General features: G+C 61.4%; 16 protein-coding genes. 12 read left to right on the forward strand and 4 right to left on the reverse strand.

What is annotated here, in order from left to right:
* Positions 1–47: 47 nt before the first annotated feature.
* Positions 48–827 (forward strand): AzlC family ABC transporter permease, encoded by a 780-nt coding sequence (locus AS189_RS03410; RefSeq protein WP_062286343.1) that lies wholly within the window; start codon positions 48–50, stop codon positions 825–827.
* The gene (locus AS189_RS03415; RefSeq protein ID WP_062286344.1) at positions 824–1,135 is read left to right on the forward strand and encodes an AzlD domain-containing protein; all 312 of its coding nucleotides are present in this window, start codon (positions 824–826) and stop codon (positions 1,133–1,135) included. The genes AS189_RS03410 and AS189_RS03415 overlap by 4 nt, the downstream gene beginning before the upstream one ends.
* Here AS189_RS03415 and AS189_RS20960 read toward each other — a convergent pair.
* Positions 1,118–1,882: a DUF5684 domain-containing protein gene (locus tag AS189_RS20960; protein WP_129587137.1), complete on the reverse strand. Its 765-nt coding sequence runs from the start codon at positions 1,880–1,882 to the stop codon at positions 1,118–1,120. The two genes, AS189_RS03415 and AS189_RS20960, sit on opposite strands and share 18 nt — an antisense overlap.
* Positions 1,883–1,991: 109 nt before the next feature.
* On the opposite strand from AS189_RS20960, the gene AS189_RS03425 reads away from it, so the two are divergent.
* The 3 genes from AS189_RS03425 (at position 1,992) to AS189_RS03430 (ending at position 3,742) form a co-directional block, all read left to right on the forward strand.
* Positions 1,992–2,324, forward strand: coding sequence for a thiamine-binding protein (locus tag AS189_RS03425; RefSeq protein WP_062286346.1), 333 nt, complete (start codon positions 1,992–1,994; stop codon positions 2,322–2,324).
* 93 nt (positions 2,325–2,417) lie between these two features.
* Positions 2,418–2,783, forward strand: coding sequence for a hypothetical protein (locus AS189_RS19790; RefSeq protein ID WP_129587138.1), 366 nt, complete (start codon positions 2,418–2,420; stop codon positions 2,781–2,783).
* A 92-nt stretch (positions 2,784–2,875) separates the two neighbouring features.
* A complete protein-coding gene (locus AS189_RS03430; RefSeq protein WP_062286347.1) occupies positions 2,876–3,742 on the forward strand; it encodes a spermidine synthase in 867 nt (288 codons plus the stop codon).
* A gap of 112 nt (positions 3,743–3,854) precedes the next feature.
* On the opposite strand, the gene AS189_RS03435 is transcribed toward AS189_RS03430, so the two are convergent.
* Entirely contained in the window at positions 3,855–5,303 is a 1,449-nt protein-coding gene (locus tag AS189_RS03435; protein WP_062286348.1) for an amino acid permease, read from the reverse strand.
* Between the two features lie 191 nt (positions 5,304–5,494).
* Here AS189_RS03435 and AS189_RS03440 point away from each other — a divergent pair, with 191 nt between their 5' ends.
* Positions 5,495–6,289, forward strand: coding sequence for an IclR family transcriptional regulator (locus tag AS189_RS03440; RefSeq protein WP_062292859.1), 795 nt, complete (start codon positions 5,495–5,497; stop codon positions 6,287–6,289).
* Between the two features lie 133 nt (positions 6,290–6,422).
* Here AS189_RS03440 and AS189_RS03445 read toward each other — a convergent pair whose 3' ends face one another.
* On the reverse strand, positions 6,423–7,385 hold the full coding sequence (locus AS189_RS03445) for an RAP domain-containing protein (RefSeq protein WP_062286349.1): 963 nt from the start codon (positions 7,383–7,385) through the stop codon (positions 6,423–6,425).
* A gap of 463 nt (positions 7,386–7,848) precedes the next feature.
* Between AS189_RS03445 and hutH the strand changes: the two genes are divergently transcribed.
* The 3 genes from hutH (at position 7,849) to AS189_RS03460 (ending at position 13,370) form a co-directional block, all read left to right on the forward strand.
* Positions 7,849–9,417 (forward strand): histidine ammonia-lyase, encoded by a 1,569-nt coding sequence (gene hutH / locus AS189_RS03450; RefSeq protein ID WP_062286350.1) that lies wholly within the window; start codon positions 7,849–7,851, stop codon positions 9,415–9,417.
* 192 nt (positions 9,418–9,609) lie between these two features.
* Positions 9,610–11,340: an ABC transporter ATP-binding protein gene (locus AS189_RS03455; protein ID WP_062286351.1), complete on the forward strand. Its 1,731-nt coding sequence runs from the start codon at positions 9,610–9,612 to the stop codon at positions 11,338–11,340.
* Complete coding sequence (locus AS189_RS03460; RefSeq protein ID WP_062286352.1) at positions 11,340–13,370, forward strand: ABC transporter ATP-binding protein; 2,031 nt, start codon at positions 11,340–11,342, stop codon at positions 13,368–13,370. The genes AS189_RS03455 and AS189_RS03460 overlap by 1 nt, the downstream gene beginning before the upstream one ends.
* 157 nt (positions 13,371–13,527) lie before the next feature.
* Here the strand turns inward: AS189_RS03460 and hutG are convergent, their stop codons facing one another.
* Entirely contained in the window at positions 13,528–14,493 is a 966-nt protein-coding gene (gene hutG, locus AS189_RS03465; RefSeq protein ID WP_062292862.1) for a formimidoylglutamase, read from the reverse strand.
* A gap of 322 nt (positions 14,494–14,815) precedes the next feature.
* On the opposite strand from hutG, the gene AS189_RS03470 reads away from it, so the two are divergent.
* The 3 genes from AS189_RS03470 to AS189_RS03480 are packed head-to-tail and all read left to right on the forward strand — an operon-like array spanning position 14,816 to position 17,484.
* Positions 14,816–15,721 (forward strand): ABC transporter substrate-binding protein, encoded by a 906-nt coding sequence (locus AS189_RS03470; protein ID WP_062286353.1) that lies wholly within the window; start codon positions 14,816–14,818, stop codon positions 15,719–15,721.
* A gap of 30 nt (positions 15,722–15,751) precedes the next feature.
* A complete protein-coding gene (locus tag AS189_RS03475; protein WP_082634480.1) occupies positions 15,752–16,720 on the forward strand; it encodes an amino acid ABC transporter permease in 969 nt (322 codons plus the stop codon).
* The gene (locus AS189_RS03480) at positions 16,717–17,484 is read left to right on the forward strand and encodes an amino acid ABC transporter ATP-binding protein (protein WP_062286354.1); all 768 of its coding nucleotides are present in this window, start codon (positions 16,717–16,719) and stop codon (positions 17,482–17,484) included. The genes AS189_RS03475 and AS189_RS03480 overlap by 4 nt, the downstream gene beginning before the upstream one ends.
* The last annotated feature ends 110 nt before the right edge of the window (positions 17,485–17,594 follow it).

Below are 17,594 nucleotides of genomic sequence, written 5' to 3' on the forward strand. Positions count from 1 at the left end.
TGCGGACCGACGTGAGCCCACGGCGTGTGGCGTGAAACTATAAGGCCATGAAGCTTAGCGAGTCACCGGCAGCCAAAATTGGGCTCTCAATCTCGATTGCCACGGGACTGTACGGGATCTCCTTCGGGGCACTTTCGGTGGCCTCCGGGCTGACACTCGGGCAGACTATGGCGCTGAGCCTGCTGCTTTTTAGCGGCGGCTCCCAGTTTGCTTTCATCGGCGTGGTGGCCGGCGGCGGATCGGCGGTGGCTGCCATGAGCGCCGCGGCACTGTTGGGGATCCGCAACGGCGTTTACGGCATGCAGATCAATGCGCTCCTGCGGCCCACCGGCTGGCGTCGGTTTGCCGCCGCGCACGTCACCATTGATGAATCCACGGCGACGGCCACGGGGCAGAGCGATCCGGGCGAACAAAAGCGCGGATTCTGGGTGGCCGGGCTGGGCATTTTTATTCTATGGAACATCATGACCTGCGTGGGAGCCGTGGTTGGTGCCGCGCTGGGAGATCCCAAGCAATGGGGACTCGACGGCGCCGCAGTGGCTGCGTTCCTTGGCCTACTGTGGCCCCGCATCAGGTCGTTCCAGCCGGCTGCCATAGCGATTGTGTGTGCGCTGGTGACCCTGTTGGCGGTTCCCCTGGTGCCTGCCGGAGTGCCCATTCTGGTGGCGGCCGTAGTGGCCGGACTCATTGGCTGGTTCCGCCCCACGCCCGATGCGGGCCACGACGGTGACGGACTGGAACCTGAGCTTGATCCCTATAAGCACGACGCCGGCACCTTGCCCGTGCGCGAATCTGGCCCGCGTGGGCACAAAGGGAAGGAACTATGAGCCTGTGGTTTTGGCTGCTGGTTGCGGCGGCACTGGCCTACGCCACCAAACTGCTGGGCTACCTGGTCCCGGCAAAAGTGCTGGACAACCCCAGAATGTCACACATGGCCGGGACGTTGACCATTGGACTGCTCGCGTCACTCACCGTAGTGAATGCGGCCGCCAGCGGCACATCTGTGGTTCTCGACGCCCGGGTAGGTGCGTTGCTTGCGGCGGCAGTGGCGCTCTGGCTCAAGGCCCCATTTTTGGTGGTGGTCCTGGCCGGTGCCGCTGCCGCCGCGGGGCTTCGACTACTTGGTTGGCCCTGAACCGTAGGGGTTCTGGTTGGGATCCTGCTGGCCATAAGGCTGGTTGGGATCCTGCGGCTGAGCCTGCGTCTGGCCGTACTGCTGTGACGGGGCCTGGCCGTATTGCTGGTTGGGATCCTGCGGCTGGCCGTACTGTGGAGCCGGAGCCTGGCCATACTGCTGTGAGTACGCAGCGTTGGGGTCCTGCTGGCCATACTGCTGAGTCTGTGGTTGACCGTACTGCTGAGTTTGAGTCTGGCCGTACTGCTGCTGTGCGTAGTACTGAGCGTACTGTTTCTGCTCCGCGGTCAGGTAGGAGGGGCCGCGGTACTGCGCGTCGCCGTAGGAGAGGATGGCGGCAAAAACTACTGGCAGAAAGATCAATCCAACAGTGAAGCCGGTTTCCTTGCCGAATGACTTGGACATGTCGTTCATGATGACAATCATCATGTAGATGTTGAAGTAGGGGATGAAAAGGAACCAGAAGTGCGACTCCGGGCGGCCCACCATCTTCACCATGATCCAGGAATTGTAGAACGGTACAAAGGCCTTCCACTTCGGATGCCCGGCCTTGCTGAATGCTCCGGCCCAGGCGAATCCATTGATCAGCCAGGCCACGGCAAAAATGAGCAGGTAGATGCCCATGATGAGCATGATCAGGCCCGCTGCATCGGCGGAGCTCATGGTGCTCTCGTTGCTGTAGTCATAGTCGGAGCTGTATGGGTCCGTGGCAGGGGCCAGCGGAAGGGAAAGAAGGGAGGAGAGCATGCCTGCCATTTTATCTGCAACCGCAGAATGCGCCAATGGGGTGAACTACCCATAATGGAAGCTAACCAACGGGGACAACCCCGGAAACCTTCAAAAACAGGAGTCTCTCATGATTGTGGCATTTTCAGTAGCACCCAGCGGCGCTCCCACCGACGTTCCGGCGGGAACTGGCGACGACGCTTCCGTCCACACGGCCGTAGCGGCAGCGGTCAAGGTGGTCCGCGAGTCCGGCCTGCCCAACCGCACCAGTTCCATGTTCACCGAGATTGAGGGTGAGTGGGATGAGGTCATGGACGTAGTCAAGCGGGCCACTGAGGCGGTAGGACGCTACGGAACCCGAGTTTCCTTGGTACTTAAGGCCGACATTCGACCCGGCCATACCGGTGAACTCACCGGCAAGGTAGACCGACTGGAAGGTGCGTTGGGTGCCTTGGGCGAGTGACCGGCGTCGTGCACTAAAAGAGCGAGACAGCGGGGGACGATACTCGGCACGACGGGCGGAATCCGCCCGCACCCTTGTGGAGTCGGCTGCCGCATGACCATTTTTCTGCGCGAGGCCACCGTGGCGGATGCAGAAGCCGTCATGCGCCTGCACCTGCGCTGCCACGAAGAAGCGTATGGCCGTCATCTGCCACCGGAATTTTTTGACCTGTGGCGGCAAACGCTACCGGGCCGGATTGAAAACCTCGAAAAGTCCATCGTCGCCGGCCATATACCCACAGTGGCATGCGATGGACAGGGGCTAGTTGGGGTGGCAGCTGTTGGGCATAGCGAGGATCCTCGGGCACCCAGGCCCCTGGAATTGCGGATGATCTACACCCTTGAGCGGGTCCATGGACGAGGCCTAGCGTCCGCTCTCTATAGTCCGCATGGTCCGGGAGGCTGTGGGCGAGTGAGCTGAGCCGTGAGTTTGGGTGCGCATGACTGCGACTACGCTGGCAGGGTGACTATCTTGCCGCGCATCATGGACCGCCCGCCCGCCGAGAAGCCCTGATGGGCCGCAAGCGAGTACCCAAAAATGGTGCTGAAGAACCCGAGCTGCCAGTCAAGGGGGCGCCGAAAGGCCCCGTGGCCGGTAAGTTTCAAACGGACACCGGCACGGCGGAGCTGATCCCCGACGGTGACAATCCCCACGGCTGGCTGCTCATGCTCAACGGCGTCCAAAGCTCCCACGTTGACCTGGCAGACCCCTTGCGTCTGGACTTTGAGTACATGCGCTGGATCATGGCGCTGGTGCAAGACCGGTGGGCAACCAGTGAGAAGCTGCGCACGCTGAGTCTTGGCGGTGCTGCTTGTTCCATGCCACGCTATCTTGTTGCCGCCTACCCCAACTCCCGCAACGTCGTGGTGGAAATTGACGGGGCGTTGGCCAACTACGTCCGCGACTGGTTCGATCTGCCCCGGGCGCCGTTGCTGAAAATCCGCGTAGGGGAGGCCCGTGAAGTGACCGAATCACTGGCCGAAGCCAGCCGCGAGCTCATCATCCGCGATGTCTTTGCTGGCTCCAAAACTCCCCATGCGCTCACCACTGCAGAGTTCACAGAGGCAGCCCGCAAGGTACTTATTCCCGATGGCGTATATGTTGTGAACTGCGGTGACGCGCCGTCCTTGACTACTGCGCGGCGGGAAGCGGCCACCATTGCAGCCGCCTTCGAACACACCGTCATCATTGCCGATCCGCCTATGTTGAAGGGGCGCCGGTCAGGCAACATCATCATCGCCGGCAGCGATGCCCCGTTGGGTGATGGTGCCGGCCTGCCCCGCACTCTGCTCGGCGGCGCCATGCCCGCCCATCTCTGGGATGACGCCAAGGTCCGCCAGTTCGGACGCAGCTCCGTGGTGCTGCGCGATGACCTTTAGCTGAGCCGGACTCCGGCGGAATGCTCGCCGAGTGTCCAGATAATGTACGGTCTGACCGCTGAAACGGCGTGAAAGCGTACGTTATCTGGACACTCACCGGTGGTGGGGCCGATCAGCGCGAGGCGGGTGCCGCCGTCGTGCTTGGTTTTGAGGTACTTGTCGGTGAAGGGCTTTCATCCACAAGGACGGCCCGTTGCCGGCCTTTTCCGCGAACCCAGAGCTTGAAGGCGAGCGTCAGCAGGACCAGCCAGAGGGCACCAACATAGAGTGCCACGCGGGTATCGGCGTAAACGCCCAGGAGCACGATCACGCCCGCCATGAAGAGGGCTGTCAGGATTGAGGCGAGCGGCCAGAGTGGGACCGGGAATGCCGAGGGGGCCAGTGCGTTGCGTGCGATCTCACGCTTCATGGCCACGTGTGAGGCCAGGATCATGATCCAGACCCACACCGTGGCGAAGGTGGCGATCGAGGCGATGAGCAAGAAGACGTCCTCGGGGATGGTCGCGTTCAGAACCACGCCCGCCAGCAGCACGGCGGTCATGAGCAGCACAGTCATCCACGGCACGCCGCGCTTGGAGATGCGGCCAAAGACGGCGGGTGCATGACCCTGGGCAGAGAGGCCGAAGAGAACGCGGCCGGCACCGAAAATATCGGAGTTGATCGCCGAGAGCGCCGCGGTAATGACCACCGCGTTGAGGATGTGTGCGGCCAGCGGGATGCCCAGAGAGTCGAATATCTGCACGAAGGGACTGGTTTCGCCGGTGATCTCGTTCCACGGGATCAGGGACATCAGCACGCCCAAGGTCAGCACATAGAACAGCAGGATCCGTACCGGAACAGTGTTGACGGCTGCCGGGATGGACTTGCTGGGATCCTTGGCTTCGCCGGCCGTCACGCCAATGGTTTCAATGCCACCGAAGGCAAACATGACCACAGCGAACGCGGCCAGGAGCCCCGCCCATCCGTTGGGCATGAAGCCGCCATTGTTGACGAGGTTGCCGAGGCCTGCGGTGGCCTGTGCGCCTTCCAAGTGGAAGCCAAAAACGATGATCGCCACACCCCCGGCGATCATGGCGATGATGGCGGAAACCTTGATGAGTGAGAACCAGAATTCCAGCTCACCAAAGACTTTAACGCTCAGAAGGTTGATGGCGGCCAAGAAGAAGATGATGGCCAGAATCCAGATCCAACGCGGCACATCATGGAACCAGAAACCCATATAGATGCTGAAGGCCGTAACGTCGGCGATGGCAACGATGGCCATTTCGAAAACGTAGGTCCAGCCGGTAATGAATCCAGCCAGCGGGCCCAGGTATCGGCTGGCATATTGGCCAAAGGAGCCAGATACCGGGTGGCGGACTGCGAGTTCACCCAGAGCGCGCATCACCATGAAAACGGCTGCGCCGGCAATGATGTACGCCAGCAGGACGGCGGGGCCTGCCTTTTGGATGGCACTCGAGGACCCGTAGAACAAGCCGGTGCCGATGGCAGAGCCCAACGCCATGAAGCGAATGTGGCGGGCAGTCAGGCCGCGGGTCAGGACGGATCCATGGGAGTTCATGAGTGGGCTTTCTCACGCAGCTCAGCAAGTGGGCTGCGGCACTGTTGATGTAAATCGGGTGGCCTGTGTCACCGTATTGCCGATTTTGGGGCTAAAAGTGTCTTGTTTTTCCTGAAAATCTGGGATTTCAGACGCCAATATTCTATATTGTGCAAAGAGCTATGGCGATCTGCACCAATGATGAGGGGATCATGACAATCACCGACCACAAGCCCTCCAAGGTGCCTGCCGCAGAGAACACCCTGCGCATTTTGAAACTGCTTTCCGCCAAGCGTGGACCACTGGCGGCTTCAACTATTGCTACAACCTTGGATTTGCCTCGATCCAGCGTCTATCACCTGCTCGGCGTTATGGAGCAAAGCGGATTCGTCATGCACCTGCATGAAGAGCAGCGCTACGGCCTGGGGGTTGCCGCCTTTGAGCTCAGCAGTGCATATTCCCGGCAGGAACCTCTCTCCCGGTTGGGCCGGCCACTGCTTGCATCCCTTGTGGACAGAGTGGGTGAAAGCGCCCACCTGGCGGTCCTGCATGGGCGCGATGTTTTGTACATTGTGGAGGAGCGGGCCAAGAACCGGCCGTCTCTGGTGACCGATGTTGGGGTGCGGTTGCCCAGCCATCTCACGGCCAGCGGTCGGGCCATTTTGGCGGCGCTACCGAAATCACAGGTCCGGGCGCTCTATCCCAATGCGGCGGCATTCAGCTCACTGACCGAGGTGCCCAACCCCATCATCAAATACTCAACCTTGTCCGGCCATTTGGATCAGGTGCGGATCCGCGGCTACTCCACCGAAAGTGGGGAAGTGAGCGACGGCTTCGGGTCCGTTGCTGCTGCCGTAACCGATCATCTGGGCTGGCCCGTGGCCGCCGTCGCCGTGACATTCCTGGAAGAAAAAGTGCCAGCTGAGCAGCGGATCAAACTGGCCGAACGCGTCGCTCAGGTGGCCGGGGAACTTTCTACGAGGATTTACGGCCGCCGCGAGGGCTGATTGGCTGCGTGGGGGTAGTTATTACCAAATGAGCCCGGTGGGCCGTGCACGGATTGTAATAACTACCCCCGGACGCGCTGGGAACGTCCGCGGCGTTGGCGAATGGTATCGACTACCCCCGCCCCCGATTGGTTCATCTCAGCGGTATTCCGGCCTCATGTAGCAGCTGAATCAGTCGGCGCGGGTCCCTCAGGTCCTCCCAAATCCAGCGGATGACGTTGTAGCCCTTTGCCCGGAGCCGGTCTTCCCGCAACTTCTCCGCGACCACCACTTGGGCAGGGGTTCTACCTCTCAAGTATTTCTGGGAGGAGTATTTTTCGTAGCCATCGAATTCGCCGAATGTTTTCTGCTCTTCCCAGTCAAAATCTGGCCGCCCAATAAAGCCGCGACTGTCAGAAATGAATGTTTGAAGCGCAGGTAACTTAAAGCCGTGTTCAATCATGATGGCTCGGCTTAACGATTCGCCGGCCGACTCAGACAATGGATCTGCCACGGTGAGGACCCGCTCAACGCGACCACGTTGAGTTGCATTGGGCAACAATGCGGTGGCGGCCCGGACGTCGTCCTCGCTGAAGAATTGTTGCGGGTTGCCAGGCGATCCTGACAATGGAATTCGCTGGAGCAGTTTGTCCATTGTTGGCAACGAACCTGTCAGTGGGAGACGAACGGCAAGATCCCTCGCTGTTTGCGGTGGCGGTGTGAGAAATACGCCGAACATTTCCCACGGCGGCGGATCGCCAGCTACGGCGTTCACACGGCGCACGCCGCGGTTACTTTGACCGCCACTTCGTCCAGGAGAAACAACCGTTTGAACTTCGCTTGGCACTCCGATGACTGGCAAGCCCATGATCTGAGCTGCGGACTCCCTAGCGAAAACGGGCGCATTCCGAGCCGATTCATGCACGGCCTGAATGCGCATCCTGTATTTTTCCCACGGTAAGAGCGAATCCCACACCTCAGTTGGCAGGTAGAGACCGCGGTGAATTCGAAACAATTGTCCCGAGGCGGCCTGCCTGGCAAGTCTGCGGGCCGAGTATTCATCCGCGAACTTGCTTGAAGGAGTGATGAACGGCGGGAGCTGGAAGGTAGTCATCATTCTAGGTTCCGGCTCAGCTTCGTGGGGCGACAGGCCAATGCTGCCAAATGTGGATATGCCCGTACTTGCGCGGCCTGTGGAGTAATCGAAGGGGTCTTCTGCGTAGGAGCAACGGGGGTAGTTGTTACCAAATGCGCCCGTTGGGCCATGTGCGATTGGTAATAACTACCCCCGGACGTGCCGGGAATGTCCGAGGCGGTGGCGAATGGCAATAACTACCCCGGGCTGCGTGGAGAATGCACGCACGTGCCGTCGCCAAGATGGCCGGGGAGCTTTCAGCGACGATCTACGGCCGCCGCGAGGGTTAGCGAGGGCTGAGTGGCTGTTCGGGGGTTCTGCTGCGGCTCAGGGGCGAAGCGGTGGCATGTCTGGAATCCCGGATACCCCACGCCAAATGCCGCTGATTTCCGCACGGTAAAGCGGAATAGTGGGGACCAAGACTGCCACAACAAAAGGATCCGCCATGACTGCCGCCCAGCCCCAAGAAGTCACCCTCTCCGCAACCGGGGTCACCCCCGAAGACGTCATCGCCGTGGCCCGCCACAATGCCAAGGTGATGATCAGTGCGGAGGCGCTGGCCGGCGTCGAACGCGTCAGGGAACATATTGAAAAGTTGGCGCATTCTGAGACGCCTGCCTACGGCATTTCCACGGGCTTCGGGGCGCTGGCCAACCGCCACATTCCGGCGGACATGCGCACGCAGCTGCAGAAATCGCTCATCCGCTCCCACTCCGCCGGCATGGGCCCTGCCGTGGAGCGCGAGGTGGTGCGGGCGCTGATGTTCCTGCGCGCCAAAACTCTGGCCAGCGGACGGACCGGTGTGCGCCCCGTGGTCCTGCAAACCATGGTGGACGTGCTCAACGCCGGGATTACGCCGGTAGTCCGCGAATTCGGTTCGCTCGGCTGTTCAGGCGACCTGGCACCGCTCTCGCATTGCGCGCTGGTCCTCATGGGTGAGGGTGAGGCGGCAGGGCCCGACGGCGCCATCCGTCCCGTCCCTGAACTCCTCGCCGAGGCTGACATTGCGCCGGTGGAATTGGCAGAAAAGGAAGGCCTGGCGCTGGTCAACGGCACTGACGGCATGCTTGGAATGCTCCTGATGGCCATCGCGGACCTGCGGCTTTTACTCACGACGGCGGATATCACCGCGGCGTTGAGCGTCGAGGGGCTGCTCGGTACCGATCAGGTGTTCGTGCCGGAGCTGCACATGGAGCTGCGCCCGCATCCGGGTCAGGCGGCGAGTGCCGAGAACATGCTGGCTGTGCTGGCCAACTCGCCGATCGTGGCCTCGCACAGGGTGGGCGATTCCCGCGTGCAGGATGCCTACTCGCTGCGTTGCGCCCCGCAGGTGGCCGGCGCCGCCCGCGACACCGTGAACCACGCGCTCATGGTGGCTACCCGCGAGCTCGCCGCCGCGATTGACAACCCCGTAGTGCTCCCGGATGGTCGCGTGAGCTCCAACGGCAACTTCCATGGGGCGCCGGTGGCGTACGTGCTGGACTTCCTTGCCATTGTTTCCGCCGATGTTGCCTCGATCGCCGAGCGCCGCACCGACCGGATGCTGGATCCGGCACGCTCCCACGGACTGCCCGCCTTCCTGGCCGGCGATCCCGGTGTCGACTCCGGTCTGATGATCGCCCAGTACACGCAGGCCGGGCTGGTCTCGGACTCCAAGCGCCTGGCCGTCCCTGCCTCCGTTGACTCCATTCCCAGCTCCGCCATGCAGGAGGACCACGTCTCTATGGGCTGGCACGCGGCCCGGAAACTGCGTAAGTCCGTGGAGAATCTGCGTCGCGTCCTCGCTATTGAGCTGGTCACGGCCACCCGTGCCATCGACATGCGCACTTCCATGTCCGACGGCGTACTGGTCCCCGGCCCGGCTGGCGCCGCTGTGATTGAGCTACTTCGCGCCACGGTTCCCGGACCGGGCAGCGACCGTTTCCTCTCGCCCGAACTTGAAGAAGCTGACCGCTTGGTGGGCTCCGGGGCCATCCGCGCCGCCGCAGAGCTGGCCACGGGGCCGCTCAACTAGCCTGCTGCGCATCGAGGTGACACTTAATGCTGATGTTGCGGGGCAGCAGCAGTAAGTGTCACCTCGATGCGGGGGAGCGGCGCCCCGCGGCTGTGAAGAATTCCCGTTCGATTCCTCTCGACAGTCTTAGCCCAGCGGTGTTTAATATTTGGTACGTTGTGATTCAAACGTATATTCGAATGGAATCCTTTCTTGAAACTCTTCCGGCTGGCCATCCACCACGCAAAACCGTACTGGGCCTGGGTTGTGGCCGTGGTGGTACTGCAACTCATTTCCACCATCGCGGCACTGTACCTGCCCAGCCTCAATGCCCAGATCATTGACCAGGGCATTTCCAAGGGCGACACCGGCTTCATCTGGTCCACCGGTGTGACCATGATCGTGGTGTGCTTTGTCCAGGTAATTTCGGCCATTGGCGGCATCTACTTCGGCGCCCGCACGGCCATGGCCATTGGCCGGGATCTGCGCCGCGAGGTGTACTACCGGGTCAACGCCCTCGGTGCCCTGGATGTGAGTCGCTTCGGCACGGCCACGCTGATCACGCGCAACACCAACGACGTCCAGCAAGTCCAGATGCTGGTGCTCATGGCGTTGAACTTCATGGTTTCCACTCCCATCATGTGCATTGGCGGGATCATCATGGCCCTGCGCGAGGACGTGGGCCTGTCGTGGCTGCTGTGGGTTTCCGTGCCGTTGCTGTTCATTGTGGTGGGCTTCCTGGTGGTCAAGCTGCTGCCGCTGTTCCGTGAAATGCAGGACCGGATCGATACCGTCAATGGCGTGCTGCGTGAGCAGATCACCGGCATCCGCGTTATCCGTGCCTTTGTTCGCGAGAAGTTTGAGGCGCAGCGCTACCGCGAAGCCAACATGGACCTGACCCGTGTTTCGGTGCGTGTGGGCAACTTGTTTGTGCTCATGTTCCCCGTCATCATGATGATCCTGCACCTGGCCACCGCGGCCGTGCTGTGGTTTGGCGGGCACCGGGTCGACGCCGGTTCCATGCAGATTGGTTCGCTCACCGCATTCCTGCAATATCTCCTGCAGATTCTGGTTGCCGTCATGATGGGCGTCTTCATGGTCATGATGATTCCCCGCGCCGCTATCTCCGCCGAACGCCTTGATGACGTGCTCACGGCCGAGCCCAGCCTGACGGTACCGGCGGCTCGCGAGCTCCCGGTGACTCACGCCGTCGAATTTTCATCGGTGTCCTTTGGGTATCCCGGTGCCGAGCGGCCCGTGCTGAATAACGTTTCGTTTACCGCTGAGGCAGGAAAAACGACGGCGATTGTCGGCTCCACCGGTTCCGGCAAGTCCACGCTGTTGAACCTCATACCCCGCCTTTTCGATCCGCAGGACGGTTCGGTGCGCATTGGCGGCGTGGACGTCAGCGAGCTCAGCCGCAAGCAGTTGGCGGAGTTGGTGGGCCTGGTGCCGCAGAAGCCGTACCTGTTCTCCGGATCTGTGGCGAGCAACCTGAAGTTTGGCCGCCCCGACGCGGACGATTCCGAGCTGTGGGAGGCGCTGCGGGTGGCCCAGGCCAAGGACTTTGTGGAAGAGAAGCCCAAACAGCTGGCTACACCCATCGCCCAGGGCGGCACCAACGTCTCCGGAGGGCAACGTCAGCGGCTGTGCATTGCCCGTGCGCTCGCGGCCCGCCCCCGCATTTACCTGTTCGACGATTCCTTCTCGGCGCTCGATGTGGCCACCGACCAGCGGTTGCGCGAATCCCTGCACGGCGCCACCACCGGGGCCACCATGATCATTGTGGCCCAGCGCATCTCCACCATCCGGGAAGCCGATCACATCATTGTGCTCGACGGCGGCGAAATAGTGGGCGCAGGCAGCCATGACGAACTGCTCGAAAGCAATGAAACGTACCGCGAAATTGTTGAATCTCAGCTCAGTATTGAAGGAGTGTCCTGATGGCGCGCAAAGCAAAGGACGCGAAGTCCTTGAAGCAGGCGCCGGAGATGGACGCGCTGGACGAAGAGCTGGTCCCCGAGTACAAGCCCAGCGAGGCTGACGGGGACATGTTTGGTGGCACGCCCGCCAAGAAAGCCGAGCACTTCTGGCCGTCAGTGAAGCGGCTCGTGGGGTTGCTGCGCCCCGAGCGGTTCATGTTCTCTGTGGTCATTGCCCTGGTAACAGCCTCCGTGGTGCTGACAGTCATTGCCCCGAAGGTTCTGGGTAAGGCCATGGACGTCATCTTCAACGGCGTCATCGGCTCGCAGCTGCCCGCTGGTGTCCCGCTCGAGACGATCATTGCCGGCATGCGCGCCGAGGGTAACAACCAAATGGCGGACATGCTCGCCAAAACCAACCTTGTGCCCGGCGTTGGGATCGACTTTTCCCAACTGAGCCGGTACATCATCTTTGTGCTGGCACTGTATATGGTGGCCTCAACGCTCATGTGGCTACAGGGCTACCTGCTCAACGCCCTCGTGATGCGTGTGGTGTTCCGCTTGCGCGAGGACATTGAGCGCAAACTCAACCGCCTGCCACTGGGCTACTTTGACACCCGGCAGCGCGGAGATTTGATGTCCCGGGTGACCAACGACGTCGACAACATCCAGGCAGCGTTGCAGCAGGCGTTCTCGCAGCTGGTGCAATCCGCGCTGACTGTCATTGGCATCGGTGTCATGATGTTCATTGTCTCGTGGCAGCTGGCGCTCATCGCCTTGATCGCCCTGCCGCTGTCTGCCATCATTGCCGGTGTCATTGGCACGCGCTCGCAGAAGCTCTTCGCCGCCCAGTGGAAGCACACGGGCTCACTTAACGGACACATTGAGGAGACCTTCTCCGGCCTGGAGCTGGTCCGTGCCTATGGCCGCGACGAGGAAATGCTGGCCGAGTTCGACGAGCGCAATGATCACCTGTTCAAGGCAGCCTTCGGGGCACAGTTTGTCTCCGGCATGATCATGCCGGCCATGCAGTTCGTCTCCTACCTCTCCTACGTGCTGGTCGCCGTCGTGGGCGGGTTGCGCGTGGCCACTGGGCAGATGACGCTCGGCGACGCCACCGCCTTCATCCAGTACTCGCGTGAGTTCTCCCAGCCCATTGGCGAGATGGCTGGCATTGCGAACATGATCCAGTCGGGTGTGGCTTCCGCCGAGCGAACGTTTGAAATTCTCGACGCGGAAGAACAGGAAGAGGAGCAGGATTCGGCGCTGCTGCCCGCACAGACTGACGGGCACGTGCGCTTTGAAAACGTCTCCTTCAGCTACTCGCCTGACACCCCGCTGATCCGGGATGTCTCCTTCACGGTGCAACCGGGCCAGACCGTGGCCATCGTGGGCCCCACCGGTGCTGGCAAGACCACACTGGTGAACCTCGTGATGCGCTTCTACGAGCTCACGGGAGGGCGGATCATGCTCGACGGCGTGGACACCCGTGAGCTGTCCCGGGAGCAGGTGCGTGCCCAAGTTGGCATGGTGCTCCAGGATGCTTGGCTCTTTGAGGGAACCATCCGGGAGAACATCCGCTACGGGCGTCTGGACGCCACCGACGAGGAGATTGTTGCCGCCGCCGAGGCCACCATGGTGGACAGGTTCGTCCGCCAGCTGCCTGCCGGCTATGACACCATCATTGACGCCGACGGTGGCACTGTCTCTGCTGGCGAACGCCAGCTGCTCACCATTGCCCGCGCGTTCATCGCGAAGCCGTCGCTGCTGATTCTGGACGAGGCCACATCCTCCGTGGACACCCGCACCGAACTCCTGGTCCAGCACGCCATGGCGGCACTGCGCACGGACCGGACCTCATTCGTGATCGCCCACCGCCTCTCCACCATCCGCGACGCCCACACCATCCTGGTCATGGAGGACGGCGACATCGTGGAACACGGCAACCATGAGGAACTGCTCAAACGCCGCGGCGCCTACTACGACCTCTACATGACGCAGTTCCAAGGCGGCCACGGACTAGAAGACGAGCTCGCCGCAGAGGTTCACTAGGGTAGAGCGGCGGACCGGTGGCTCGGCCCCGAACGGCCGGGCCACTCGCGGGCAGTAAGATTTCTGCGGCCGCGGGCGGCCTTGGAAATCCATCCCCGCTCCGTGGCCCAACCGCCCGAGGCCGCAAGCCGTTTGGGAGGCAGTGCCGACCCGGCAGTTACCGCAGCAGGGTGTCGATGAGGCGGGCCGCTACTTTGGCTGTGCGGTTGTCGATGTCGAACTCCGGGTTCAGTTCCGCGACGTCGAAGTGGAAGAGCTTCCCACTCGCGGCCACTTGGCGGCACACGGCCACGATAACCGGTAGCGGCACGCCGTAGGCGGCGGGGGCGCTGACTCCCGGGGCCACGGCGGCTGGCAGCACGTCCAGATCAATGGTCAGGTACACGATGTCCACGGTCTCCAGGAACGAGTCCACAAACGCGTGCGTGCGTTCCGCCGAGCAGTCCTCATCCAGCAAGTACTTCACATCCAGCTCATGCGCCGTCTCGAAGAGAGCGCCCGTGTTGTTAGGCTCGCTGATACCGACGACGGCGTAATTCAGTTCCCGGCCAGCGGCGACTTCCGCGTGGGCCATCTGACGAAACGGCGTGCCCGAGCTGGGTGCCGGCGCGTCACGCAGGTCAAAGTGCGCGTCCAGGTTCAGCACACCCAGCCGCGCACCGTTGGCCACCGCCGCGGTTCCGGCCACACCCAGATAGCTGGCAAAAGCGGTTTCGTGGCCACCACCCAAGACCACGGTGAGATATCCGTCGTCGAGCATGGACGTCAGGGCAGCGCCCAAACGGGCCTGGCCGGCCTCCAGCTCGTCTCCAATGACCACCATGTCCCCGGCATCGGCCACCGAGCGGCTCCCATGGAATGCCATCGATCCCAAAGCCGAGCGGATCGCGGCTGGGCTACTGGCGGCTCCGGTACGCCCCAGGTTGCGGGCTACGCCGGCGTCGGAGCGGAAGCCGATCAACGCGGCCGGCCCAGGGAGTGCGGCATCCATGGAAGCATCGTGGGCAGGGGCCGCTGATGTGGACACCGTCTGCCACCAGCGACGGTGGGCGGGGGAGTCGCCGTCGTTCCTTCCAGTCCACGAGGTGGGCGGCACATCAACGGCAAGTGAAGAAAAGTTCATGGTTCCAGCAAACCGCAGCCGCCCACTGAAAGCCATACGCAGGGGCAACGGAACGTCTCGCATGGCAGACACTCCAAACCGCCGAGGGAGGGGGACTTATCCGGTGCCAATCGCGGCGGCCCGTCAAGTCGGTCAGGCGTACCTGTATGTTTAGGGACAGCGGGTCGCGCGGCGTGAGCCAGGTAACTAGCGTCAGGGTTGATGTGTCGCAAGCCCCTAGACCGTTGTGGACGTTTTGAATATCGCCATCCAACCAAGTTGTGCCAGTTCGCTGACATCGATGTTGATTCAGTGACTCACAATGACAACTTAAGGATTACCCATGCGCCGCACTTACGCATTTCCCGCCATCGTTGCCGTAGCCGCACTCATGCTGACCGGCTGCGTTGACAACAGTGATTCCACGCCAGGTGGCGGTAGCTCGTCGTCCCCGGCTGACGGTGCGACGATCAAGAAGAACGAAGCAATCGCAGCGGAGCTGCCGGAAAAGATCAAGAGCTCCGGTGTCCTCAATGTGGGAATGGCCAACAACTACCCGCCCAACGAGTTCAAGGACGCCAACGGGGAACCCGCAGGGTGGTCGGTGGATTTGACGAATGCGCTGGGCCAAGTATTGGGTCTGAAGGTCAATTTCGACATTGGCACGTTTGACAACATCCTGCCGTCGATCAACGGCGGCAAGGATGACATGGGCATGTCATCCTTCACGGACACCGTCGAGCGCGAAAAGCAGGTCGACTTCGTCAACTACTACTCGGCCGGCATCCAGTGGGCATCGCAGACCGGCAAGGCCGTAGATCCCAACAACGCCTGCGGCCTTAAGGTAGCGGTGCAGGCCACCACCTACGAGGACACGCACGAGGTCCCCGCCAAGTCCAAGGCCTGCACGGACGCAGGGAAGCCCGCCATCGAAATATTCAAGTATGACGCGCAGGACCAGGCAACTAATGCCCTAATCGTGGGACAGGTTGACGCCATGAGCGCCGACTCGCCTGTCACCTTGTACGCGATCTCGAAGACGGAGAAGAAGCTTCAAACGGCCGGTGACGCCTTCGAAGTGGCCCCTTACGGTATCCCCGTGGCCAAGGGCTCCGCCTTCACGCCGGTCCTGCAGAAGGCCATCCAGTCCCTCATCGACGACGGTTCCTACACCAAGATCCTTAAGAAGTGGGGCGTGGAAAGCGGTGGCGTGGAGACGGCCGCCATCAATGTAGCTGCGAAGGGTTAGCTCGTGAAGAATCCTCAGGGGCAGGGCGGCATGGCAGCGGCGGAGAATGAACCGCTTGCTGCCGATCAGGAGGGTGAAGCCATCAAGGCCATCCCGCTGCGCCACCCGTGGAGAGTCCTCATTGCTGCTCTCCTGGTCTTGATGCTGGCCGTATTTGTCATCGATGCTGGACAGCGTGAGGAATTCGGCTGGGCCAATGTCAGTAAATACATTTTTGACAAGAGGATCAGCCAGGCTGCGTTGGTCACGCTGCAACTGACGATCTATGCCATGGTCATTGCCATCGCCCTGGGCCTGTTGCTGGCCATCATGCGGCTTTCTCCGAACCCTGTGGTCAAAAGCGTCGCGTGGCTGTACATCTGGATCTTTCGCGGGACGCCGGTCTATGTTCAGCTGGTGTTCTGGGGAATCGTTGGACTGATTTATCCGGTGCTCACCATCGGGGTGCCGTTCATGACACCGTGGATCTCTTTTCAGAACGACATATTGACCAACCTATTCGTCACAGCGGTCATCGGTCTCGCGCTCAACGAGGCCGCCTACATGTCTGAAATTGTCCGTGCCGGCCTACTTTCCGTCGATGAGGGTCAAGAGGAAGCATCGCGAGCCTTGGCGATGTCGTGGGGCCAGACGATGCGTGTTGTGGTGGTGCCGCAGGCGATGCGCATCATCATTCCGCCCACCGGCAACGAGGTCATCTCCATGCTCAAGACCACATCGCTCGTCGCGGCCATCCCGCTGAGCATCGACCTGTACGGGGTGTCACGCGGCATCTCAGCCGTGACGTTTACGCCGGTGCCGCTGTTGATTGTGGCCTCGCTCTGGTACTTGCTGTTCACCTCGATATTGATGGTTGGTCAGCACTTCATTGAAAAGCGGTTTGCCCGCGGGTCCGGCCAGCGGAAGGCGGAAAAATCGCTCCATCTGCGCGGGCCGCGGCCAGCTGCGGGGGACATTACGAACATTAGAGTGAACAGCAAATCGGAGGACAAGCAATGAGCGGCACACCCATGGTGCTCGCGGACCGCGTGTCCAAGAGTTTCGGCTCAAACAAGGTCCTCAGAAGCATCAGCCTGACAGTCCAGCCCGGTGAGGTGCTGTGCCTGGTGGGGCCCAGTGGTTCGGGTAAGTCGACGTTCCTGCGCTGCATCAACCACCTAGAACGTGTAGACGCGGGCCGGCTTTCCGTCAACGGGCAGCTTGTTGGATACCGACAGAAGGGCGAAAAGCTCTATGAACTCAGGCCCAAGGAAGCGTCCTTCCAACGCCGAGAAATTGGCATGGTGTTCCAGCGCTTCAATCTCTTTCCCCACCTGACGGCCTTGGAGAACATCATCCAGGCGCCCATGAGGGTCAAGGGAATTCCGAAGGCGAAGGCGATCAAACGCGCCATCGAGCTGATGGAACGCGTGGGCCTCGGCGACAAGGTAGACCACTACCCCGCCCACTTGTCCGGTGGTCAGCAGCAGCGGGTGGCCATCGCTCGAGCGTTGGCGATGGATCCCAAACTGATGCTTTTTGACGAGCCGACGAGCGCACTCGATCCCGAATTGGTGGGGGAAGTGCTAGACGTCATGAAGGAACTGGCTAGTACCGGGATGACCATGATCGTGGTGACGCACGAGATGGGTTTCGCCCGGGAGGTGGCCGATTCGCTCGTCTTCATGGATGGAGGCGTCGTAGTGGAATCCGGGAACCCTCGTGAGGTGCTTGCCAACCCGCAGCATGAACGGACCCGGGCATTCCTGTCCAAGGTGCTCTGAAACTTCCCGGCGTCTGGCATGGCAGAAAAAATCGAAAGGTGAGTAGTTGCTAATGTTTCCGAGAAACATTAGCAACTACTCACCTTTCGAGGGAGAGCGGGTGCGGAGGA

The sequence above is a fragment of the Arthrobacter alpinus genome (assembly GCF_001445575.1).
GTDB classification, from domain to species: domain Bacteria; phylum Actinomycetota; class Actinomycetes; order Actinomycetales; family Micrococcaceae; genus Specibacter; species Specibacter alpinus_C.